Origin of the sequence: Bradyrhizobium sp. USDA 4532 (genome assembly GCF_024171315.1) — a bacterium.
In the GTDB taxonomy this organism is placed as follows: domain Bacteria; phylum Pseudomonadota; class Alphaproteobacteria; order Rhizobiales; family Xanthobacteraceae; genus Bradyrhizobium; species Bradyrhizobium australafricanum.
On sequence record NZ_JALJZN010000001.1, the window covers coordinates 3,533,580 to 3,556,310 of the forward strand.

22 protein-coding genes are annotated in these 22,731 nt (G+C 65.0%); 10 read left to right on the plus strand and 12 right to left on the minus strand.

All coding sequences use genetic code 11. From position 1 onward, the window contains the following. Positions 1-222 precede the first annotated feature (222 nt). Both glgC and glgA read left to right on the plus strand, forming a co-directional pair. Entirely contained in the window at positions 223-1,485 is a 1,263-nt protein-coding gene (gene glgC / locus J2R76_RS16700; RefSeq protein WP_057018901.1) for a glucose-1-phosphate adenylyltransferase, read from the plus strand. Continuing rightward, positions 1,482-2,936 (plus strand): glycogen synthase GlgA, encoded by a 1,455-nt coding sequence (gene glgA / locus J2R76_RS16705; protein ID WP_253624215.1) that lies wholly within the window; start codon positions 1,482-1,484, stop codon positions 2,934-2,936. The genes glgC and glgA overlap by 4 nt, the downstream gene beginning before the upstream one ends. A gap of 10 nt (positions 2,937-2,946) precedes the next feature. Here glgA and J2R76_RS16710 read toward each other — a convergent pair whose 3' ends face one another. The 4 genes from J2R76_RS16710 to J2R76_RS16725 all read right to left on the minus strand — a co-directional run bounded on the left by J2R76_RS16710 (position 2,947) and on the right by J2R76_RS16725 (position 6,368). Further along, entirely contained in the window at positions 2,947-3,261 is a 315-nt protein-coding gene (locus J2R76_RS16710; RefSeq protein WP_057018843.1) for a hypothetical protein, read from the minus strand. 131 nt (positions 3,262-3,392) lie between these two features. Beyond that, positions 3,393-4,523, minus strand: a complete 1,131-nt coding sequence (locus tag J2R76_RS16715) for a serine hydrolase (RefSeq protein WP_082653927.1) — start codon at positions 4,521-4,523, stop codon at positions 3,393-3,395. A 524-nt stretch (positions 4,524-5,047) separates the two neighbouring features. Then, entirely contained in the window at positions 5,048-5,536 is a 489-nt protein-coding gene (locus tag J2R76_RS16720; protein WP_229190951.1) for a DUF417 family protein, read from the minus strand. Between the two features lie 196 nt (positions 5,537-5,732). Further along, positions 5,733-6,368 carry a TetR/AcrR family transcriptional regulator gene (locus J2R76_RS16725; protein WP_229190950.1) on the minus strand — a complete coding sequence of 212 codons (636 nt, stop codon included), beginning with the start codon at positions 6,366-6,368 and terminating at the stop codon, positions 5,733-5,735. A gap of 248 nt (positions 6,369-6,616) precedes the next feature. Here J2R76_RS16725 and J2R76_RS16730 point away from each other — a divergent pair, with 248 nt between their 5' ends. The 8 genes from J2R76_RS16730 to J2R76_RS16765 are packed head-to-tail and all read left to right on the plus strand — an operon-like array spanning position 6,617 to position 15,377. Continuing rightward, positions 6,617-7,927 carry an NAD(P)/FAD-dependent oxidoreductase gene (locus J2R76_RS16730; protein ID WP_229190949.1) on the plus strand — a complete coding sequence of 437 codons (1,311 nt, stop codon included), beginning with the start codon at positions 6,617-6,619 and terminating at the stop codon, positions 7,925-7,927. Positions 7,928-7,932: 5 nt separating this feature from the next. Beyond that, positions 7,933-8,787, plus strand: coding sequence for an ABC transporter ATP-binding protein (locus tag J2R76_RS16735; RefSeq protein ID WP_253624216.1), 855 nt, complete (start codon positions 7,933-7,935; stop codon positions 8,785-8,787). Further along, a complete protein-coding gene (locus tag J2R76_RS16740; RefSeq protein ID WP_253624217.1) occupies positions 8,784-9,578 on the plus strand; it encodes an ABC transporter ATP-binding protein in 795 nt (264 codons plus the stop codon). Before J2R76_RS16735 ends, J2R76_RS16740 begins: the two co-directional genes overlap by 4 nt. Continuing rightward, a complete protein-coding gene (locus J2R76_RS16745; protein WP_253624218.1) occupies positions 9,578-11,512 on the plus strand; it encodes a long-chain fatty acid--CoA ligase in 1,935 nt (644 codons plus the stop codon). Before J2R76_RS16740 ends, J2R76_RS16745 begins: the two co-directional genes overlap by 1 nt. Next, the gene (locus tag J2R76_RS16750) at positions 11,513-12,385 is read left to right on the plus strand and encodes a branched-chain amino acid ABC transporter permease (RefSeq protein WP_076829052.1); all 873 of its coding nucleotides are present in this window, start codon (positions 11,513-11,515) and stop codon (positions 12,383-12,385) included. Beyond that, complete coding sequence (locus tag J2R76_RS16755; protein WP_057018850.1) at positions 12,385-13,431, plus strand: branched-chain amino acid ABC transporter permease; 1,047 nt, start codon at positions 12,385-12,387, stop codon at positions 13,429-13,431. The genes J2R76_RS16750 and J2R76_RS16755 overlap by 1 nt, the downstream gene beginning before the upstream one ends. A gap of 34 nt (positions 13,432-13,465) precedes the next feature. Continuing rightward, complete coding sequence (locus tag J2R76_RS16760; RefSeq protein ID WP_057018851.1) at positions 13,466-14,626, plus strand: ABC transporter substrate-binding protein; 1,161 nt, start codon at positions 13,466-13,468, stop codon at positions 14,624-14,626. Positions 14,627-14,630: 4 nt separating this feature from the next. Continuing rightward, positions 14,631-15,377 carry an NAD(P)H-dependent oxidoreductase gene (locus J2R76_RS16765; protein ID WP_057018852.1) on the plus strand — a complete coding sequence of 249 codons (747 nt, stop codon included), beginning with the start codon at positions 14,631-14,633 and terminating at the stop codon, positions 15,375-15,377. Positions 15,378-15,561: 184 nt separating this feature from the next. Here J2R76_RS16765 and J2R76_RS16770 read toward each other — a convergent pair whose 3' ends face one another. The 8 genes from J2R76_RS16770 to J2R76_RS16805 form a co-directional block, all read right to left on the minus strand. Further along, complete coding sequence (locus J2R76_RS16770; protein WP_092083745.1) at positions 15,562-16,755, minus strand: acyl-CoA dehydrogenase family protein; 1,194 nt, start codon at positions 16,753-16,755, stop codon at positions 15,562-15,564. After that, positions 16,752-17,687, minus strand: coding sequence for an alpha/beta hydrolase (locus J2R76_RS16775; protein WP_253624219.1), 936 nt, complete (start codon positions 17,685-17,687; stop codon positions 16,752-16,754). Before J2R76_RS16775 ends, J2R76_RS16770 begins: the two co-directional genes overlap by 4 nt. Before the next feature lies 1 nt (position 17,688). After that, positions 17,689-18,438 carry an SDR family NAD(P)-dependent oxidoreductase gene (locus J2R76_RS16780; protein WP_057018854.1) on the minus strand — a complete coding sequence of 250 codons (750 nt, stop codon included), beginning with the start codon at positions 18,436-18,438 and terminating at the stop codon, positions 17,689-17,691. Position 18,439: 1 nt separating this feature from the next. Further along, entirely contained in the window at positions 18,440-19,234 is a 795-nt protein-coding gene (locus J2R76_RS16785) for an enoyl-CoA hydratase/isomerase family protein (RefSeq protein WP_076829060.1), read from the minus strand. A 13-nt stretch (positions 19,235-19,247) separates the two neighbouring features. Next, positions 19,248-19,745 (minus strand): aromatic-ring-hydroxylating dioxygenase subunit beta, encoded by a 498-nt coding sequence (locus tag J2R76_RS16790; RefSeq protein WP_168858853.1) that lies wholly within the window; start codon positions 19,743-19,745, stop codon positions 19,248-19,250. Further along, positions 19,745-21,004: a Rieske 2Fe-2S domain-containing protein gene (locus J2R76_RS16795; protein ID WP_057018905.1), complete on the minus strand. Its 1,260-nt coding sequence runs from the start codon at positions 21,002-21,004 to the stop codon at positions 19,745-19,747. The genes J2R76_RS16790 and J2R76_RS16795 overlap by 1 nt, the downstream gene beginning before the upstream one ends. A gap of 186 nt (positions 21,005-21,190) precedes the next feature. Continuing rightward, on the minus strand, positions 21,191-21,700 hold the full coding sequence (locus J2R76_RS16800) for a hypothetical protein (protein WP_253624220.1): 510 nt from the start codon (positions 21,698-21,700) through the stop codon (positions 21,191-21,193). Further along, positions 21,697-22,725 carry a phosphotransferase gene (locus J2R76_RS16805; protein ID WP_253624221.1) on the minus strand — a complete coding sequence of 343 codons (1,029 nt, stop codon included), beginning with the start codon at positions 22,723-22,725 and terminating at the stop codon, positions 21,697-21,699. Before J2R76_RS16805 ends, J2R76_RS16800 begins: the two co-directional genes overlap by 4 nt. Positions 22,726-22,731 lie beyond the last annotated feature (6 nt).

Here is a 22,731-nt window from a genome sequence, read left to right on the forward strand (position 1 = left end):
CGGCAGGCTTGCTCTAGGCCGAAATCACGCCTCGTCAATAGCTTTATCCGGCCCGCAACCCCGATCTTCACGAGCGGGGGTCCGGGGAACGAAAGCCCGCCATCCCGCTTTGCTCAACCGGGATGCACTTGCTACGTTCCCAATCGGCCCCGTTGGCGCCCGATCAGGCCTTCCGGACAAGAGAAGGTAGCGGGGCCAGCCTGAAGTTCTGGGAGGATGACCATGAGATCCGTCGGAAATGAACCCTTGTCGCGTCACGCCCTCGCCTTCGTGCTGGCCGGCGGACGCGGCAGCAGACTTCAGGAGCTCACCGACAAACGCGCCAAGCCCGCGGTCTATTTCGGCGGCAAGTCGCGCATCATCGATTTCGCGCTATCCAATGCGGTGAATTCGGGCATCCGCCGCATCGCGGTGGCGACCCAGTACAAGGCGCACAGCCTGATCCGGCATCTGCAAGGCGGCTGGAACTTCTTCCGGCCGGAGCGAAACGAGAGTTTCGACATCCTGCCCGCAAGCCAGCGCGTCTCCGAAACGATGTGGTATGTCGGCACGGCCGACGCGGTCTACCAGAACATCGACATCCTCGAAGCGCACGGCACCAAGTACATCCTGGTGCTCGCCGGCGACCACGTCTACAAGATGGATTATGAGATCATGCTGAAGCAGCATGTCGAAAGCGGCGCCGATGTCACGGTCGGCTGCCTTGAAATGCCGCGGGCTGAATCCAGCGCCTTCGGCATCATGCATATCGACGAGACCGGCCTGATCCAGTCCTTCCTCGAGAAACCCGCCGATCCGCCACCGATGCCCGGCAAGCCCGACAAGTCGCTGGCCAGCATGGGCATCTATGTCTTCAATTCGGAATTCCTGTTCGACGAGTTGCGCCGCGATGCCGTTGACCCGAACTCGGCCCACGATTTCGGCAAGGACATCATCCCCTATATCGTGAAGCACGGCCGGGCGATCGCGCACCAGTTCAACGATTCCTGCGTCCGCTCCGGCGACGATCCGCGCTCCTACTGGCGCGATGCCGGCACCGTCGATGCCTATTGGGGCGCCAATATCGATCTCACTGACGTGGTGCCCGAGCTCGACCTCTACGATCGATCATGGCCGATCTGGACCTATGCCGAGATCACCCCGCCTGCCAAGTTCGTGCATGACGAGGACGGACGGCGCGGCCAGGCGGTGACCTCGCTGGTCTCGGGTGCCTGCATCATCTCGGGCGCGTCGCTGCGCCGCTCCTTGCTGTTCACCGGCGTGCACGTCAATTCTTACGCCAATATCGAGAATGCGGTGATCATGCCCTATGTCAATGTCGGCCGCGGAGCACGGCTCCGAAACGTCGTGATCGATCGCGGGGTGAGGATTCCGGAAGGGCTCGTGGTCGGCGAGGATCCCGAATTCGACGGCAAGCGCTTCCGCACCACCGAGAGCGGCATCACGCTGATCACGCAGTCGATGATCGACAGGCTGGGGACATGACGCCCATCCGCGTCCTCGCAGTCGCCTCTGAAGTCTACCCGATCGTCAAGACCGGCGGCCTTGCCGACGTGGTCGGCGCGCTGCCGGTGGCGCTGAAGCAGCACGGCGTCACGACGCGGACGCTGGTGCCCGGCTATCCCGACGTGCTCAAGGCGCTGGCTTCGGCGGAGACGCTGCTGCACTGGCCGGAATTCTACGGCGGGCCGATCCGCGTGCTGGGCGGCACGCATGATGGCCTCGATCTGTTCGCGCTCGATGCGCCGCATCTCTATGCGCGGCCCGGCAATCCCTATGTCGGCCCGGACGGACGCGACTGGCCGGACAACGGCATCCGCTTTGCCGCGCTGTCGCGGATGGCGGCGGAGATCGGCCAGGGCGCGATCACCTCCTTCGTCCCCGACATCGTGCATGCGCATGACTGGCAGGCGGGCCTCGCACCCGCCCTCCTGCATTATGCCGGGCAACCGCGGCCCGGCACGGTGATGACCGTGCACAACCTCGCCTATCAGGGCCAGTTCTCGCCGGACATGCTTGCCGCGTTCGGCCTGCCGGGCGAATCCTACGCGCTCCATGGCGTCGAATATTACGGCACCATCAGCCTGTTGAAGGCCGGCCTGCAATTCGCCGACCGCATCACCACGGTGTCGCCGACCTATGCGCGGGAGATTCAAAGCGACGAGGGCGGCATGGGGCTCGGCGGCCTCCTGCGCGAACGCGCCGATGTGCTGAGCGGCATCCTCAACGGCATCGACATATCGGTGTGGAATCCGGCCACCGATCCCGACATCGCGGCACGCTTCAGCGCCGAGCAGCCGGCGGAGCGCGCGGTGAACAAGGCAGCGCTGCAGCGGCGCTTCGGGCTTGATCCCACGCCGGATGCGATGCTGCTCGGCGTCATCAGCCGGCTGTCATGGCAGAAGGGCCTCGACCTGCTGCTCGAGAACATTCCGACGCTGCTCGGCGAAGGCATTCAGCTTGCGCTGCTCGGCAGCGGCGATCGCGACCTGCAGGATCGCTACGCCGCGCTGGCGCGCGACAATCCCGGACGGATCGCGGTCGTGATCGGTTACGACGAGGCGCTGGCGCATCTGATCCAGGCCGGCGCGGACGCGCTCGCGGTGCCGTCGCGCTTCGAGCCGTGCGGCCTCACCCAGCTGTGCGCGCTGCGCTACGGCGCGGTCCCTGTTGTCGCCAATGTCGGCGGCCTTGCCGACACCGTGCTCGACTTCGACGAAGTCGCGATCACCGGCGATGCGCCGACCGGCGTCAAGTTCGCACCCGTCACCTCGGATGCGCTCGCCCACGGCTTGCGCAAGGCAAACCTGCTGTTCAACGACAAGGTGACATGGCGCCGGCTGCAGCAGGCCGGCATGGCCACCGATGTCTCCTGGCACAATCGCGCCGGCCGCTACGCCGCGCTCTATCGCGAGCTCGCGACGACGCGGCGCTAAGCCGCCGCGATCAGTTCAGCAGATCGCAGGACGCGATGCGGTTGATGTCGGCGAGGCGCCGGTCGGGATTTCCCTTGAGATCAAGGCTTGCGACGAGATCGAGCAGCCGGCCATAGGCGCGGTCGGCGACCGCGACCGGCAGCGGCTCCTCGTCGAAGGTTTCGACGTAGTTGCCGACGAGTCCGCTCAGCAGCCGGCAAACGCCGCGTTGCTCCGGGTCGTCCTTGCTCAGAATCTCGAGTTTTTGCTGGAAGGTCCTGAAGGTTCGCAACCCATGGGGCTGTTGCGAAAGCCAATTGTGCAAATCAGGATACAGATCGGTCATATCAGCCTCTTCAAAATGGAGAAGAAGCTACCGGCTTATACAGCTCATCACGGTTCCGCGCCATCGCGATTTTTGCATGCATCCTCTGCCCTGCCGCGCAGGCCGTGTCATTGGACTGGCACGTCCTGCGATTAAAGTCGCGCGAGGGCCGGCAAGATCCTGTAGCGCGCGATCTCGTGCGGATAGTCGCCGCGATTGGCGAGCAGCACGATGCCGAGCCTGCGCGCCGGCACCAGGCCGACATAGGCTGAGGCGTTATTGAGACCGCCCGGCTTGTCGATCACGGTGATGCCGTCCAGCCGCACATGCTCCCATGCCATCGCCTGGCCGAACTTTTCGTCGACGCGAAAACTCTCCCGCTCGGTCATCTGCAACGCTGCGCGCAATTCGGGATCGATCACCGCGCCGTCGAGGCAGGCGCCCAGCAATATGCCGAGATCGCGCGCCGATGAGAACATCTGGCCGGTGCCTGGAAAATCGTAATAGCGCTGCTGATTGCCCGGCGGACCGATCGCCGTGCCGTCGTGGGAGTAGCCCTGAACCACGCGCTGCATCAGCTCGGGCGCCATCCTCGCGCGGTTGTCCTCGCTGCGGTCCGGAACGAAGGTCGACGTCATTCCGAGCGGATTGAGGATGCGGCTCCCGATCAACGTCGCGATCGGCATCTCATAGCGCCGCTCCAGCACCAGCTGCAGCAGGACATAGCCGGCATGGCTGTAGATGCGCTGCTTGCCCGGCTGCTCTCCTGCCGGCGGCGTCCACGCGTTGAGCATCGCGATGAACTGATCACGGCTGAAGGTCCCGACCGGCCATGGCGGATGATCGGTCGGCAGCAGCAGCCCCGACGTATGATTGACGAGTTCGCCGATGGTGACGCGGCTGACGTAGTCGCCGTTGAGCTCGGGCAGATACTTGCCGACCGGATCGTCCAGCCGCAATTCGCCGCGCTCGGTGCCGAGCGCGACCAGCGTCGCCTCGAACAGCTTGCGCAACGAGGCAAGGTTGAACAGCGTGTCCGGGGTGACCGGCCGCTTCGCTGAGTCATCAGCGAAACCGTAGTTGAAGAACGCGACCCGGCCCCCGGCGTAGACCGCCGCGGCGAGGCCGCCCGGGTCGGTCGCGGTCGCGGTCGGCGCGAGTTCCGTCGTGACGATGTCCCTGATCTGCGCGTCCATGTCGGAATCCGCGCGCGCTACCCCAAGCACGCTACCAGCGACCACGAACAGGACGGCCGCGATCCGGACGGTGAGCCATTGTCTCATGAAGAACGAAATCGGCACGATGTTGCGATGCGACCTGCAGACAATCTGTTCACCATCGATAGATGGCGACATCACGATCCTAGCGGTGGAACCCAAGCGTCCGAATTCACGATTGCGCGTCTTGCGCCGTTACCCGCCCGGCTGGGGACGGGGCGGCCCGATCGCTGTTCCGGTGGTCACTTCCGGAAGCCGCGATCGCGACCGCCCTCCCACTCCAGCCACGGTGCGGGAACTGCAATCGAACTAAAAAATGCGGGACGTTTGAAAATGACGGGAGTGGGCTTCGACGAAAAGGCAAGATCGGCGCTTACCGATCGGGCCAAGGATATTTCTGACTTCGTCACATTCCGCTCCCAACCGGGGACGTTTCTTCCTAGCAACAATTCGTCAATCGAAGGTTGCATAAGCCGATCGGATTCGATTTTCAAGACACGGTCATCCGCGACGTTTTGTCCTGTTCCAGATGCCGGATGCGCGCGATGCCTCGTTAAACATCGATTAACCATCGATCGCGCCGCGCGAGCCTATGTGGCGCGCAAGCGGACGATCGACCGCGGCAACGACGCCAACAGCAGCACGAGACAGACGCAAAGCAGCACGATGTCTTTGAACAGGAACTCGCCGGCCAGGTTCCAGCCCATCGGATCGGTCGACAGGCTCCATTTGACCACCCCCGGCGTCGTGAAGAAGAACGACCACGTCACCGCAAAGGTGATGACGCCCATCAGCGAGCCGATCGCCGAGAGAAGCGGGCTGAACGCGCCGGCGGCGAGCAGCGCCGCAATGCCGAACTCGGCGACGCCGAGCACGTAGGCCTCGCCGCGGAGGCCGAACACCGACAGCCACGAGATGAACGGGCTGTTGCTGATGAACTGCGCGATGCCTTGCGCCGATTGCAGCGTGAACTTCTGCATGCCGAACGACACGAAGATCACGACCATAACCCAGCGCAGGATCGCGAGCGCTCGATAAGACCCCTCGCCCTGTTCGGCGATGTTGAACGACAGATTCATGCGGTTGTTTCTTCCCTCGCTGCGATGCCATCATCGGCCGCTGTTGCGGCGTTCGTGGCAAAACTACGCAGCGTGCCGCGCGTGCGTTACGCGCGGGACAACGTCTCGGCCTTCACGATGATGTGCAGACGAGATGAGGAATAATCGCTGCGAGAGATGTCTTCGGCGCGAAGCCGCAGTGCGCGCCGCGATGGCCTCACGCGCGCTGGCGCAGCGCACGCGCGGCGTCCTTTGCCGGCACCGGCATGGTGAAGCCGTACAGGAACAGGTCCACCACCATGTCGGCGAACTCCGTTGGATCGATCCCGCCCTTCGGATCGTACCAGGTGTGGCTGAAGTTCAGGATGCCGAACAGCATCATGCTGTAGATCTTCTTGGTCCGCTTGACGATCTTGCCTTCCTTGTCGAGCTTGACCAGAAGATCCGAGACCGTGTCGACGAGTTGGCGCTCCAGCGCCTTGATCGCATCCTGCTCGGTCTCGCCGAGGAACGAGAGGTCGTTGAGGATCACGCGCTGCTCGTCGCTCGAACGCGCATTCAGCGCGACGATGGCCTGGATCGCGGCGCGGAACTGCTCCAGCGTCGTCGCCTTTTCGGCCATCGCGGCTTCGACGTCCGCGATCATCTCGCGGATATGGGCGTCGAGGATCGCGAACAGGATCGCTTCCTTGGAATCGAAATAATGGTACAGCGCGCCGCGCGACAGCTTGCAGGCATCCGCAAGGTCGGCGATCGAGGCACGCATGTAGCCCTGCCGCGCGAACAGGCCGCAGGCAGTGGTGAGAATGTTCCGCTGAATCTCGTCGTAATTCTCTGAGCGCGTCCGCGCCATTGCCGTCTCTCTCATGCACCATCGGCGCCGCCGGAATCGGGCGACTGCCTCTCTCTATACTACCGCCGCCCCACGCTCTCCTCCCCTTTGCGGGCACCATCCACCAGACTCTTCCATCGCCCGTGCGACGAGCGACCTGCGTCAAAAAATAATTTGAACGACCGGTCGGATTATATTAGACTGCCTTCCATCAAGCAAGCAGATTGCGCATGCCGGGACCAACCCGGCGGCATCGCGGGAGGTTGCGCGTGGATTCTCAGAGGATCGATGCTGTCGTGATCGGAGCCGGTGCCGGCGGGCTGTGTGCCGCGGCGCGTCTCGCCCATGGCGGGCTGCATACGCTCGTCGTCGACGACAAGGACCGGCTCGGCGGGCGCGCCTCGACCGAGGAGATCGATGGCTTCAAGGTCAATATCGGGGCGATCGCGATCGAGTTCGGTGGCGTGTTCGAGGAAACCTTCAACACCATCGGCGCCCCGCTCGACATCCGCGCGCCGGAGCCGGCGAGTTCGTTCTTCATCGACGGCAAGGTGATCGATGTCGGCCGCGGCGGCTGGTCGCTGCTGCTCGGGCAGCTCACAAAACAGGCCTCACGCATCCTGGAGAAATTCGCCGACGCCCGCTCCGGCAATCTGCCCGACGGGCGGCAATCGACCGAGGACTGGCTGAAGGGCTACACCAGCAACGCCACCGTACACGCGCTGTTCCGCAATCTTTGCGCGGCGATCTTCGCCTGCAACGCCGCCGAGCTGCCGGCCCGCGCCTTCCTCACCTATTTCACCAGCAAGGGCGCCTTCAAGAAATTCGGCTTCTGCCCGCAGGGCACGATCGGCGTCTGGAACAGTCTAGGCAATGCCGTCAGGCGCAATGGCGACATCTGGCTCGAAACACCGGCGACCACGATCCACACCGCGAACGGCAAGGTCGAAGGCGTCACCGTGCTCAGGAACGGCGAGCGGGTGCGGATCGACACCGATCTCGTGATCAGCAATGCGGGACCGAAGGCCACCGTCGCGCTCGCCGGCAGCGAGGCGTTCCCGGCGGATTATATCACCAGGGTGAAGAACGACCTTCGCCCGGCCGCCAACATCGTCATCAATGTCGCGAGCCGCGAGCCGCTGATCGGTCATCCCGGCATCGTCACCTTCGGCAAGACGCGCCGGCTCTGCAACATGGCCAACCTCTCCGCTACCTGTCCGGAATTGGCGCCGCCCGGCTGGCACCTCTATGTCGCCTATGCCGTGCCGGTACCCGCGCTCGGTGACTTTGACTCCGATGCAGAAGTCCAGCTCGCGCTCGAGGATCTGCGCGAGCAGTTCGCGAATTTCGACCAGGCAAAAATCCTGTCGATCCGGGTGATGCGCGACGACTGGCCGGCACAACGGAGTTGCGCCGGCTACGATTTGCCGCGCGAGACCGGTATCGAGGGCCTGTGGTGCGTCGGCGACGCGGTGAAGCAATATGGCAATGGCGGCACGCAAGCCTGCGCCGAGACCGCCAAGCTCGTCACCGATGCGATCCTCGCCGCGCGCCCTCGCCGGTCAGCAGGCGGGGTCTGAACGCGATGCCGACGACCATCCCGCATCCGACGCCGCAAGCAGCGCCGCAGGCCGCGCCGGCGCAGGATGGCTTGCTCGAATTCCGCAACATCCGGATCGTCTACGATAATGCGATCGAGGCGATCCGTGACATCTCGATCGCGGTGCCCGAGGGCAGCATCGTCGCCCTGCTCGGCTCCAACGGCGCCGGCAAATCGACGCTGCTGAAGGCGATGTCCGGCATCCTCTATACCGAGGAAGGCGTGATCGAGAACGGCAGCATCCGCTTCCGCAATGACGAGGTGCATCGCCTTGCACCGGACGAGCTGGTCCGCCGCGGCATCGTGCAGGTGCCGGAGGGCCGCCGCGTGTTCGCGGCGCTCACCATCGACGAGAACCTGCAAATGGGCGGCTACACCAGGACCAGCGCCGAGGCGCGCGAGCGCCGCGACAAGGTGTTTGCGCTGTTTCCGCGGCTATATGAGAGGCGCGACCAGATCGCCGGCTACATGTCCGGCGGCGAGCAGCAGATGCTAGCGATCGGCCGCGCGTTGATGACCGATCCCGTGCTGCTGGCGCTCGACGAGCCGTCGCTCGGGCTCGCGCCGCTGATCATCGACCGCATCTATGAGGTGATCGTCCGGCTGCGCGACGAACTGAAGATGACGGTGCTGCTGGTCGAGCAGAACGCGCAGCGCGCACTCGACATCGCCGACTACGGCTACATCCTGGAGACCGGCAGCGTCGTGCTCGACGGCACGGCAGCGAGGCTCACCGCCAACGAGGACGTCCAGGAATTCTATCTCGGCGTCTCCTCCACCGGTCGCAAGAGCCTGCGCGACGTGAAGCACTACAAGCGCCGCAAGCGGTGGCTGTCGTGACCGCGCTGCTCACGGTCGAGAACCTGTCAAAGCGCTTCGGCGGCCTGCAGGCAGTCGCCGATGTCAGCCTGCGCGTCGCGCCCGGCGAGATCTGCAGCGTGATCGGTCCGAACGGCGCCGGCAAGACCACGCTGTTCAACATGATCTCGGGCGTGCTGCGGCCGAGCGGCGGCCGCATCATCTTCGACGGTATCGACCTCTCGACGATCTCGCCGTGGAAGTTCGCCGCCGTCGGTATCGGCCGCACCTTCCAGAATCTGGCGCTGTTCAAGCACGGCACCGTGGTCGAGAACATCCTGACCGGCCGCCACACCCATCTGCGCTCGACCGTGCTCGATGCGGTGTGGTTCTACGGGCGTACCCGCAAGGAGGAAATCGCGGCACGGCAGCGCGTCGAGCACATCATCGAATTCCTCGAGATCGAGCATATCAGGGACGCCGTGGTCGGCACGCTGTCCTATGGCCAACAAAAGCGCGTCGAGCTCGCCCGCGCGCTCGCCTGCGAGCCGAAGCTGTTGCTGCTCGACGAGATGGTCTCCGGCATGAACCAGGAGGAGACCGAGGACATCGCGCGCTTCGTGCTCGACATCCGCGACGAGCTCGGCATCACCGTCGTGATGATCGAGCACGAGATGCGCATCGTGATGGACATCTCTGACCGCGTCCATGTGCTGAATTTCGGCCGCAAGATCGCCGAAGGCGCACCTGGTGCGATCAGGCGCGATCCGGCAGTCGCGGAGGCCTATCTCGGCGGTCAGCGCACTGACGCGATGACAAAGGCAGGCGCGTGATGTCGACGCTGGACAGCCTGCGCACCGCTCATCCGCCGCTGCCAGCCAGCGCCGCACGCAGTGTGCCCGCAGCCGGCATCGACGCGTTGCAGGCTACGCTTGCGGATGCCGCCATCACCATCCCGCAATTGCTACGGCAGCGCGCCGCGATGCACGGCGAGGCGCTGGCGCTGCGCGAGAAGGACTACGGCATCTGGAATCCCTATTCCTGGCGGCACTATTACGACACCGCGCGCGCGGTGGCGCTCAGCCTGCTCTCGCTCGGCATCAAGCCTGGCGACCGGATCGCCATCGCCGGCGAGAACACGCCGGAATGGTTTTACGCCGACCTTGGTGCGCAGATGATCGGCGCGGTGGCGGTCGGCATCTATCCGACCAATCCCTGGGTCGAGCTGCAATATATCGTCAAGCATTCGGGCGCCCGCATCGTCGTCACCGGCGACCAGGAGCAGACCGACAAGGTGCTCGACGCGATGGCCAATAATGGCGGCCTGCCGGACCTCGAGGCCATCGTCTGCGTCGACATGAAGGGCCTGCGGCATTACCGGCAATCGGAGCTGATGTCGTTCGCCGCATTGTGCGAGCGCGGCAGGACCTACGCCCAGGAGAATTCGGAGGCCGACGCGACGCTCGACCGCCTGATCAGCCAGGGCGCGCCCGACGACGTCTGCATCCTCGTCTACACCTCAGGCACAACCGGCCCGCCCAAGGGCGCGATGCTGACCCATCGCAATCTCGTCTACGCCGCCTATGCCTACGCCAAAACCGTGGGCACTGCCGACAAGCCGTTCGAGGCGGTGAGCTATCTGCCGCTGTGCCACGTCGCCGAGCGCTGCTACGGCACCGTGACCCATCTCGTGCTCGGCGGCACCGTTTCGTTCGCCGAATCGATCGACACCGTCGCGATCAACATCCGCGAGATCGCGCCGACCTTCTTCGTCGGCGTTCCCCGCATCTACGAGAAGCTGCAGCAGGGCTTTCTGTTCCGCCTCGGCGAGAGCGGCCGCCTGCGCCAGAGCTTCACCAGGGCCTGCCTCGCCTGGGGCCGCACGCTGTCCGACCGTCGACAGGCCGGCAAGGCCAGTATGCTCGATCGTGCCGCCTACGGACTGCTCTATCTCCTGATGTTCCGCAATTTGCAGCGCCATCTCGGCTTTGCCTACAGTCGGCACCGGCTCTGCGCCGGCGCCTCGATCTCGCCGGAGACGCTGCGCTTCTTCGACATCATCGGCCGTCCGGTGTCGCAGGGCTACGGCCTCACCGAAAGCGGCGGCGTCGCCTTCATCCAGACCGCAAGCCATCATCGGATCGGCGGCTGCGGCGTGCCGCTGCCGCAGACCGAATGGAAGTGCGACACCGACGGCGAGATCCTGCTGCGCAACCCCGGCGTCTTCAAGGGCTACTTCCTCGACGAGAAGGCCTCGACCGCCTCGCTGGAGCCCGGCGGCTGGCTGCGCACCGGCGACATCATCGATGTCCTCGACAATGGCGAGATCGCCGTGGTCGACCGCAAGAAGGCGATCATCATCACCGCTGGCGGCAAGAACATCGCGCCGTCCGAGATCGAGAACGCGCTGAAGGATTCCGAATTCATCAAGGAAGCGATCGTGGTCGGCGAGGCCAAGAAGTATCTCGGCGCCATCATCCAGGTCGACTACGACAATGTCGGCCGCTGGGCGCGCGACCGGGCGCTCGCCTACACCAACTACAAATCGCTCTCGCAGCTTCCCGAAGTGAATGAGCTGGTCGAGCGCGTCGTCAACGAGACCAATAAGCGGTTCGCCCGGGTCGAGAACATCAGGCGGTTCGCCATCCTGGAAAAGGAGCTCGACCATGACGACGGCGAGCTGACCGCCACCCAGAAGGTACGCCGCGCAATGATCGAGAAGAAGTTCGCCCGTGAACTCGCCATCATCTACCGGGCGGAGGGCTGAATGCAGTATCTCATCCAGCTGCTGATCTCGGGGCTCGCGATCGGCGCGATCTACGGGCTGATCGCGATGGGCTTTGCGGTGATCTACAAGTCCACCGGGCTGGTCAATTTCGCCCAGGGCGAGATGACCATGATCACCGCCTATACCGCCTGGACGATCTCGACCACGGTCAGCGGCAATGTGTTCGTCGTCGCGGTGGGCGCGATTCTCGCCGCTGTCCTGCTCGGCCTGATCATCGAGCGGCTCGTGATGCGGCCGATGCTGGGCGAGCCGGTATTCGCGACCGTGATGGTCACGATCGGGCTCGCCGTGATCCTGCGCTCCGCCATCAACTTCATCTGGGACGCCTATCCGCACGGCCTCGACATCGGCATGGGCCGCGGCATCGTGCATCTCGGCGGCATCGGCGTGCGTACCGGGCAGATTGCGGTGATCGCGACGCTGCTTCTGCTGATCGCCGCGATCTGGGCGTTCTTCCGTTACAGCAAGGTCGGGGTTGCGATGCGCGCGGTCGCAGCCGACGATCGCACGGCGCTGTTGATGGGCATCAGCGCAACAAGAGTTCATGCGCTGGCCTGGGCCGCGTCTTCGGTGATCGCCGGCATCGGCGGCGTGTTCTTCGCGCTGTCTTATGATCTATCGCCGGCGATGTTCCAGCTCGGGCTGAAGGCGTTTCCGGCCACCATCCTCGGCGGCCTCGACGCCGTGCTCGGCTCCGGCCTCGGCGGCCTCCTGATCGGCATCACCGAAAACCTGGCCGGCGGCTATATCGGCTCCGGCATGAAGGAGGTCGCGGGCTTTGCCATGATCATCATCGTGCTGATGATCCGCCCGTTCGGCATCTTCGGCGAACGCGACATCGAGAGGGTGTGATGCGCACCGGCGATTACAAGCAGAGCTACGGCGAACTGGTTGCGCTGATCGATTCCCCGCCGGTGTGGCTATGGTCGGCCGTGCTGCTGCTGGCGCTGATCACCGCTCCTTTTGTGCTGAACTCCTACGCGCTATCGTTCCTGATGATCATCCTGATCACGGTCACCGGTGCGCTCGGACTCAACATCCTGACCGGCTACACCGGCCTGATCTCGCTCGGCCATGTCGGTTTCCTCGTCACCGGTGCCTATGCCTATGCGGTGCTGGTCTCGAAGTACCACATGCCGCCGCTGGTCGGCTTCTTCGGCGCCGGCGTGGTGCCGGCGCTGGCGAGCCTGATCGTCGGTGCGCCGTCGCTTCGGCTCAAGGGACTTTACCTCGCCATCACCACGCTCGCCTTCTCCTTCATCATCAACACCGTGATCCTGGAGATGCGCTGGCTCACCAACGGCGCACGCGGCATTCAGGTGCAGCGGCCCGAGATCCTCGGCATCAGCTTCGACGGCGACGCGGCCTTCACCTATCTCTGCCTCGGCATCGCGGCACTGACGCTGTTCGCCACCCTCAACATCCGCCGCAGCCGGGTCGGCCGCGCCTTCGTCGCGATCAGGGACAACGACACGGCGGCGCGCGTCATGGGCATCAACCTGCATGCCTACAAGCTGTTCGCCTTCGTCACCTCGGCGTTCATCACCGGCATCGCCGGCGCGCTGTACGGCATCTATCTCTCCTTCGTCAGCGTCGAGGGCTTTCCGTTCCTGCTCTCGATCGAGGCGCTGGCGATCCTGATCGTCGGTGGACTCGGCTCGGCGCTCGGCGCGGTGCTCGGCACCATCCTGATCGTGCTGCTGCCGGAGGCGACGCGGCTCGTCTTCAGCCTGTTCAGCGCGCAGATGGACGCGACCTTCACGACCGGCGCGCAGGAGCTGAAGAGCATGCTCTACGGCCTCGTCATCATCCTGTTCCTGCGCTTCCAGCCGCGGGGGCTGGTCGGCGCCTGGCACGACATCAGGCGGGCCTGGGTGCACTGGCCGCTGCGCTACTAATCAAAAAAAGACGCAACACCATGATGAGGAGACAATGATCAGACACCTGGCAGCAGTTGCGCTGCTGCTCACCACGGCCTGTCTCACGACCGGCCCGGCTACTGCCGCCGATCCCGGCATCACCGACAGCGAGATCCTGATCGGCGACGTGGAGCCGCTGACCGGCCCGCCGGCGCTGCTGGGCGTCGCCGCCTCGATCGGCCACAAGATCGCGATCGCCGAAGCCAACGCCGCCGGCGGCATCAACGGCCGCAAGATCAAATATGTGCTGGAGGACGACGGCTACGTTACCGCGCGAACCATCCAGGGCGTCAAGAAGGTGATCGACGTCGACAAGGTCTTCGCGATGCTGGGCATCTCCGGTTCGGGCCAGTCGATCGCCGTGATGCCGGTGCTGGAGAAGTCCGGTATCCCGACCGTGATCGACGTCGCGCCGGTCAAATTCCTGTGGGAGCCGGCGCGCAAGAACGTGTTCGTGGTCGGGCAATCCTACGAGGAGGGCATCATCCACCTCGTCAACTTCCTCGCCGACAGGAACCCCGGCAAGAAATGGGGCCTGATCACCCAGGACGACGATTACGGCATCACCGTGCGCGACGGCTTCGATTCCGTGGTCAAGGCCAAGAAGCTGAACGTCGTCTACAGCGGCAACTACAAGAAGGGCCAGCAGGACTTCTCGTCCGACATGCTGCAGCTGAAAGATGCCGGCGCCGAGGTGTTTTTGGCCGGCGGCATCATCGCCGAGAACATCGCGATGACAAAGGAGCTCGAGAAATTGAACATCAAGCCGGTGACCGGCATCTTCTGGCCCGGCCGCATCGAGCCGGTACTGAAGCTGATGGGCCCGGCCGGCGACGGCATCTACGCCGTTGATTATGTCGAGCCGTTCGCCGGCGCGGCGGGCAAGGCGTTTCTCGAGAAGGCCAAGCCGCTGGTGTCGGAGGCCGAGTTCAAGGGCATCAACCGCTACACCATGACCGGCTATGCCGCCGCGAAGGTCTTGATCGCGGCGATCGAGCGCTGTGGCAAGCAGCCGACCTGGGCCTGCACCATCTCGGAACTGGAGAAGACCAGGAATGTCGAGACCGGCGTGATGGCGCCGATCAGCTTCGGTCCCGGCGTCCGCTTCTCCAACCAGAAGCTGCAGATCATGCAGGCCGATGCCGCGACGCTCAGCTTCAAGCCGGTGAACTAGAGAGATGAAGGTCCTGATCGTCTTTGCCCATCAGGAGACGCAGTCGTTCAACGCTGCACTGCTGGCGCGGTCGGTGGCGGAACTGACCGCGCTCGGGCATACGGTCAGGATCTCCGATCTCTACGCCATGCGGTTCAACCCGGTAGCGACCGCCGAAGACTTTGGCGCGCGGCGGTTTCCCGACCGGCTGCAATATGACCGCGAGCAGAAATACAATCTGCAGCACGGGGCGCTCAGCGGCGACATCGCCGCCGAGATCGAGAAGCTGCTGTGGTGCGACCTCCTGATCTTGCAGTTTCCGCTGTGGTGGTTCTCGGTCCCCGCCATCATGAAAGGCTGGATCGACCGCGTGTTCGTCAACGGCGCAATTTACGGCAGCGGCCGCCGCTACGACACCGGCGGCCTTGCCGGCCGCCGCGCCATGGTCGTGACCTCGACCGCCGCCTATCCCGGCATGTGCGCGCCCGACGGGCTGGTCGGTGCGCTCGATGTGGTGCTGTGGCCGATCCAGAACGGCATGCTGGCCTATGCGGGCTGCAAGGTGCTGCCGCCGTTCGTGTCGTATTCAGTGAACTTCGTCGACGAGGCCACGCGGCACCGCTATCTCAACGACTATGCCGAACGGCTGCGGCGGCTCGAGACCACCGAGCCGCTGTTCTTCCACCCGCTCGCGGATTTTGGCGAGGACTGGCGGCTGAAGCCGGGCATTGCGGCGCAGACTGTCGGCCAGGGCGCTCGTGCCCAGAAATGACATGACCCGGACGTAGGTCTGCTCCCTCGCCCCGTTCTTACGGGGAGAGGGTTGGGGTGAGGGGCCGCATCCGCAGACGCGCTGCCAGAAACGCTCGTGGAGACTCCCCCTCACCCGGATCGCATCTCACGATGCGATCCGACCTCTCCCCGCAAGCGGGGCGAGGTAAGAAAGAGCGCCGGCGTCACATCCTTTTCGCCACTTCCTCCAGCATCACCTCGGTGGCGCCGCCGCCGATCGTCAGCACCCGCGCGTCGCGCACCATGCGCTCGATCGGGGTGCCGCGCATGAAGCCTGAGCCGCCGTGCAGTTGCAGGCAGCCATGCACGACCTCGTGCAGCACCTCGGGCGACAGCGCCTTCACCATCGAGACCTCACGCAGGCAATCCTGCCCGGCCGCCGCGAGCTCGGCGGCCTGATAGGCCAGCGCCCGCGCCGCCGCCGCCTTCGCGGCAAGCTGGGCGAGCTTCAGCCGCACGCCCTGCTGATTCCAGAGCGGGCCGCCGAATGCCTGCCGCGTCTTCACGTAATTCGTCGTCAGCTCGATCGCCTTGGCGGATTCGCCCGCGCAGATGCCGCCGATGCAGATGCGCTCGTTCTGGAAGGTCTCCATGATGCCATAGAAGCCCTTGTTCTCCTCGCCGAGCAGGTTTTCCGCCGGCACGCGCACGTCCTGGAACGCGATCTCGGCGGTGTCCGAGCAGAGCCAGCCATGCTTGTCGAGCTTGGTCGCCGTGATGCCCGGCGTGTTGCGCTCGACGATGAACAGCGAGATGCCGCGGCTGCCCTTGGCATGCGGGTCGGTCCGCGCGGCGACGATCAGGATGTCGCCATAGACCGCGTTGGTGATGAACATCTTTGCGCCGTTGATCACCCAGCTGTCGCCGTCGCGCCGCGCCCGCGTCTTGAGGCCTGCGACGTCGGAGCCCGCATCGGGCTCGGTCACCGCGATCGAGCAGACCGTCTCACCGCGGATAATCGCCGGCAAATACTTCTGCTTCTGTTCCGGCGTACCGCGCAAGGAGATGTGCACCGCCGACATGTCGGTATGCACGAGGATCGACGAGGTGAAACCGCCGAAGCTGGAGCGCCCCAACTCCTCGGCGAATACCATCGAGGCCAGCGGCCCCATGTCGGTGCCGCCATGGTCGACCGCGTGGCGCATGCCGAGAAAGCCGAGCGCGCCCATGCGGCGATAGATCTCGCGCGGGATCTTGCCGTCGCGCTCCCACGCCTCGGCATGCGGCACTACTTCCTTCTCGACGAAGCGGCGCACCTGCTCGCGCAGCATGCGCAGCTCCTCGGGCAGATTGGGCTGCTCCGAAAAGTGGAACTCGGCCTCAGTGAGCTGGCGCGGATCCGACGTCATGACGTTCATTGTGGCGCCCTCTCATGACCGATGTGAAGATGGTTGCGCAAAAAAGCTGCCAGCGATGCGATCGCCTCGCGCGCCTGCGAAATCTCCGGGAACATCTGGAAGACGTGGATCATGCCGTCCCACACCTGGAGCTTGACGTCGACACCGGCAGCCTGCGCCCGGGCGGCCAGTTCCGTCGCATCGTCGCGCACGGTCTCGCGGTCGCCGACCTGCACCAGCAGCGGCGGCAGACGGGTGAGATCGGCATAAAGCGGCGAGGCCAGCGGATCGCGGACATTGCCGTCCTTGCCAAGGTAGTTCTTCGCCAGCGCCAGGATCATCGCGCGCTGGTGGATCGGATCGGCCTCGGCCCTGCTCTGATAGCTCGCGCCGCTCGCGGTAAGATCGGTCCAGGGCGACATCAGCGCGGCGGCGGCGGGCAGCGGCAAGCCACGGTCGCGCGCCGCCAGCATCGCGCACAGCACGAGATTGCCGCCGGCCGAATCCCCGGCGAAGGCGATATCCGCCGGATGCAGCCCCTGATCGCGCAGATATCGATAGGCAATCAGCGCATCCTCGAGTGCCGCGGGGAAACGATGCTCCGGGGCAAGCCGGTAATTGATCGAGAGCACGCGGCAGCCGGATGCATCGGCGATCCGTGCGGCCAGGTCGCGATGCGACGCGACCGAGCCGATACGGAAACCGCCGCCGTGAAAATAGAGGATCACCTTGTCGCGCGATGCGCCCGTCGGCACGAGCCATTCGCCGTCGACCCCGCCGGCGGCGACCGGTTGGCGCGTCACCGGCACCGAGCAGCCGGCAAAGGCTCCGTCCCAGTCGTCGCGCATCTGCGCCACCGATGTATCGCGGGTCCAGCCGCGATAGATCGCGCGCAAACGCTCGATCGCGCGATCGACCGGCGTGATTGCGATATCGTCGTCCGCGCTGCCCATTTCAGCCGCCGATGCCCATGCCGCCGGAAACGCCGAGCGTCTCTCCGGTGATATAGGCGGCCTGGTCGGAAGCCAGGAACAGCGCGGCAGCCGCGACCTCCTCCGGCTCGCCGAGGCGGCCGAGCAGCGTTGCGCCGGTCATTGCCTGCAGGATCCTGTCGCCGCCCTTTGCCACCGCCTGCTCCAGCATCGGCGTGCGGATCGGTCCCGGCGCGATCGCGTTCGCAGTGATGCCATAGCGTGCATTCTCCCGCGCGATGCTCCGGGTGAACGAGATCACGCCGCCCTTGGCCGCGGAGTAGACCGCGCCGCCCTTTGAGCCGAGCCGCGCCGCTTCCGAGGTAACGTTGATGATGCGGCCAAAGCCCGCCGCCTGCATCGCCGGCAACGCGGCGTGGGTGCAGGCCAAGACCGAGGTGAGATTGACCGCGATCAGCCGCGCCCAATCCTCCGCCGTGGTATCGGTGAAGAAGGCATGCTGATCGATGCCGGCATTGTTGACGACAATGTCGAACGGGCCGTCCTGCGCCATCACAGCCTGCACTGCCGTCGCATCGCTGACGTCTAATCCTGCAACGCCGGCGCCGGTCTCGCGCGCCAGCTCCGAGGCCGCGGCGACATCGAGATCGGCGATCACGACCCTGGCGCCCGCGCCGGCAAAGCTGCGCGCGATCGCAGCACCGATGCCCCGCGCGCCGCCGGAGACGAAGGCGCGGCGGCCATCGAGACGTCCGAATGGCAAGCTCGCCACCTCAGCGCCCCGTGAATACAGGCTGGCGCCGCTCGATGACCGCGGCGAGCCCTTCGCGTGCATCGGCCATCCCCGAGAGTTCCGCGACTGTGCGCGCCTCTTCCGAGAGGCACTGCTCGATGCTGGTGCCGGTGCCGGCCCAGACCAGCCGCTTGGTCGCCGCCAGAGCCATCGGCGCGCCGGCCGCAAGCTCGCGGGCCAGCGTGAGCGATGCATCGGCGAGCTCGGCATCGGGCACGACCCTGGTGACGATGCCGATCTGCAACGCTTCGGCAGCCGGGATCACCGGGTTGGTCAACAGGATCGACATCGCGCGCCGCAAGCCGACCAGCCGCGACAGCGTGACGGAGACGCCGGCATCCGGCGCCATCGCCACCCGCGTCGCGCCGGCGAGGAACTTTGCCGATTCCGCCGCGATCACGATATCGGAAGCGCAGACCAGGCCGAAGCCGCCGCCGCCCGCCGCAAAGCCCTGCACCGATGATATGACCGGCGCCTCCAGCCGCAGCAATCCAGTCACCGCATTCTGCAGATACGCCGTCGCCTGACGGATATAGTCCGGCAGCTTCTCGCCCTTGGAGGCGAAGGCGCGGACGTCGCCACCGGCGCAGAAATTGGTACCCTCGCCGCTCAGCAGCACGACGCGCAGATCGGAATGACCATGACAGACCATGATGGCGTCACACAGCGCGCGGAGCAGCTCGACGCTCATGCCGTTGGCCGCATCGGGGCGGTTGAGCCGCAGCCGCGCGATGCCGTCGGTAATATCGAGCAGAACGGGGCCCTTGTCGATCATGGCGCGTTTTCCTCTAGACCAGGAACGAAAGCGTGTAGATCGCCTTGTCGTTGTTGACGAGGATGACCTTCTTGGCGGCCATCCGCAATTCGCCATCGACATGGCGCAACCGGTATTCATTGCGCGCCGCCCACAGCGTGTCGTCACGCAGGCTCGATTCGAAGATGAGGCTGTTGCTGGCGACCGCGATGTCGCCATCGTCAGGCTGGTCATCCATCAATTCGATATTGGAGATCAGCCGGCGCAAATTCGACTGCGGCGTCTGGGTGAAGTGCTTGCCGGTCATCAGCTGCCGGACGCGCAGCGCGATCCGCGAGCGGTTGTCGTAGATGATCGACATCTGCCGTTCCGGGTCGATGTCGGCGCCGTTGGCCGGTACCCAATAGACGCCGTCGTCGGTCCAGAGCTTTTCCCAGGCCTCGTATTGATGCTCGTCCTGTAGCCGCGCCTCGCGATAGAGGAAGGCGGTGATGGCGCTCATCAACGTGGCGCTGCTCTCGCGCGACAGCATCAGCTAGGCTCCATCAACTTGCGATAATGGGTCCAGATGCCGCGCGACGGCACCTCGTCGGTGACGTGGCCGACCGTGAAGCCGAGTTCGTCCTGCCGCTCGCGCTTCTCGCCGCGGCCGAGGAAGATCCACTCGGGATTGCGCGCCAGCACGCCGCGATGGCAGCGCTCGTACATTTCGGAATCGTCCGCCAGCAGGAAGCCGGCTGGGCCGACCGAGCCCATGGTCTGCTGGCGCAGCCTTCGGTTCAGATCGGGCGCGCCCTTGAACTGCAACGCGGTGACGTGCTGCACGCTGTCGTCGACGCCGAGCGGCTGGATCACGAACATCTGGATCTCGGCGATGAACAGGTTCGGGAAGATCATCACATGCGGCGTGCCGTCGATCATGATCTCCCGCGCGGCGGTGTCGCCATGGGCGGCCTTCATGCGCGCCGTGTAGTCCGGCAACCGGTCCTCGCTGGTGCCGAACCAGCTCATCGGCGCGTCGCGCTTGCGGAACTCGGGCCGCAGGTCGATCTCGGTATGGCCGTTGCCGTAGTCGCGCGTCAGCGCGGTCGAGGCTCCGCCATAGAGTTTGCCGATCATGCTGTCGGCGACGCCGAAGATCGAGGTGTGCACGAAGGCCGGGTGATAGCCGTCGCACTCGTTCTCCAGGATGAACTTCCAGTTCGCCTTGACGCGATGCTTGAGGAAGCCCGCCGTGATCTCGACCTCGTTCTCCGGCGAGGTGCGCACCAGCCGGTCGATGGTCTCGGCGGCGCCGCCGAGATGCTCCTTCAACGTCGGGCCATCGGCCGCGAACGAGCCGAACACGAAGCCGCGGTAAGACTCGACGCGCGTCACCCGCCCGAGCGCAAGCTGCGACTTGTCCTGCCCCTCATAGCCGTCGGGAAAGGCATAACCGACCAGGCGGCCGTCATTGGCGAAGGTCCAGGAGTGGAACGGACAGGTGAACGAGCGCGCATTGCCGCGCTCATAGGAGCAGATCTGGTTGCCGCGATGCGAGCAGCGATTGAGCAGCAGATTGACCTTGCCCTGCTCGTCGCGCGTCATGATCACGGATTGCGGGCCGATCGACTTGACGACGTAGTCGTTGGCGTTCGGCACCTCGCTCTCGTGCCCGACATAGACCCAGGTCCGGTACCAGATGTTCTTGAGCTCGGCCTCGAAGATGTCTGGGTCGGTGTAGAGCGATCCGTGCACCCGGTCGGGCCGGATCAGCCGCTCCCATGGCGGGACGCCGGTCATCATGTTCATCGCTCCGTCTCCCTCGCCGGCCGCTTGCCGCGGATGTCTATCGGCCATTCAATAATAATCCGAACGACCGTTCGGTGAATTAATAGCATGAGCGCCATGGACCGGCAAGCTTCTTCGTGAGCGTCGCCGCTGGTCGCGGAAGGCGTGCAACGATGCATCCCGGCGGCGGTCGGCGACGAAACCACGCTAGCCCTGCGCCGCTCCACCGTCGCGCTCGCCACCTGCGATCTGCTGCAGCATCGACTTCGGCGTTGTCGCGAGCTCGATCTTGAGCTGGTCGCAGGTCGCCCGCCGCAGCAGGCGCTCGATCTCGGTCGCGGCATTGGGATTAGCCGCCCGTGCGTGCTCCCCGCTCGCCCAGAGCAGAAGTTGCCCCAGCCGCCGGTCGCCATCGTCGCGCAATGCCTCGATCGCGGCAACGTCGGACGTGCCGCCCTGGATGCGCGGCGTCGAAGGAACCTCCGGATGCGCCATGCTGCCGGCCAGTCGTTCGACCGTCGCGAAAGTATCGTCCTGCAGACGCACTTGCTCGAGCAGCGGCTCGGCCTTCCAGTCGGCTGCGAGCTTCAGCCCGTTCAGCGCGTAGACTGCAGAGAACACCTGCCCGCGAACGAAATCGTCGTTGCTGTTCGGCACGACATGGCTTTGCAGTGCATCGATGATGCCGTCGATCAGCCGTTCGAATGACGCGCTCATGCCGCGGCCTCCAATGCGCGCTCGAAGGCCCGCACGATCGAGGGCATCTGGCTTGCCATCACCGCAAGCCGCATGTCGTTGAAACGATCGACCTCGAAGGCGCGCACCGCGCACATCTGGATCGCGGCTGCCTGATACAGCGCATAGGCCTCATAAAAGGCGAGACTCTTGTCCGAGACGGCAATGCCGGAGGCACGCTGATAGAGATCGATCACCTCCGCGCGCTCGAGCACGCCATAGAGCTTGCGGCTCCTGGCATTGAAGGTCGGCATCAGCGCCCAGGCCAGATCCTCGTGGGGATCGCCGAGATGAGTCAGCTCCCAATCCAGAATGGCGGCGATCCGCCCCTGGTGCTCGATGAAGTTTCCGATCCGGTAGTCGCCATGCACAATGGTACGGCGCGGCGGCTGCGGACAATTGTCGCGCAACCAGCGCCCGCCCCAATCAAGCAGCGGATAATAGCGCGCAGTGGGACGCGCGAGAGAAGCGCGCCAGCCGGCGATCGCACGCAGCTCGGCGCGTTCCCCGCCCAGCTGCAGCGAAGCAAATGGGGTCGAGCCCGGGTCGATCCGGTGCAGCGACGCGAGGATCTCGACGAACTGCCGGGCGATCGCGCGCTTGTGGTTGGGATCAAGCCCGCTCGCCGCCCAGGGCGCAGGAACATCGCCCTCGACATGCGCGCAGATGAAGAACGGAAAGCCGATCTCGGCGCCATCCTGTTCTGATGACACCAACGCCGGCACCGGTACGCCGCTGCCGGCCAGCGACTGCAGCGCATAAACCTGGGGCAGCACCGAGTAAGGCGCAAACAGCCCGCTCGGTGGACCGACGCGCAGGATCAGTTTGCGGTCGCCTTCAGCCGCAGTGCGGGCCACGAACGCATAGGTGATCCAGGAGAAACCCGATGACTTGCGGCCGAAGCCCACAATCTCCGTCCGGCTCCCGGATATCCGCGACAGATGCCGCCCGAGTGCTGGCCGCACCGCGTCGTCATTGACCACGACCGGGCGAACAGGCTCCGGCACATCTTG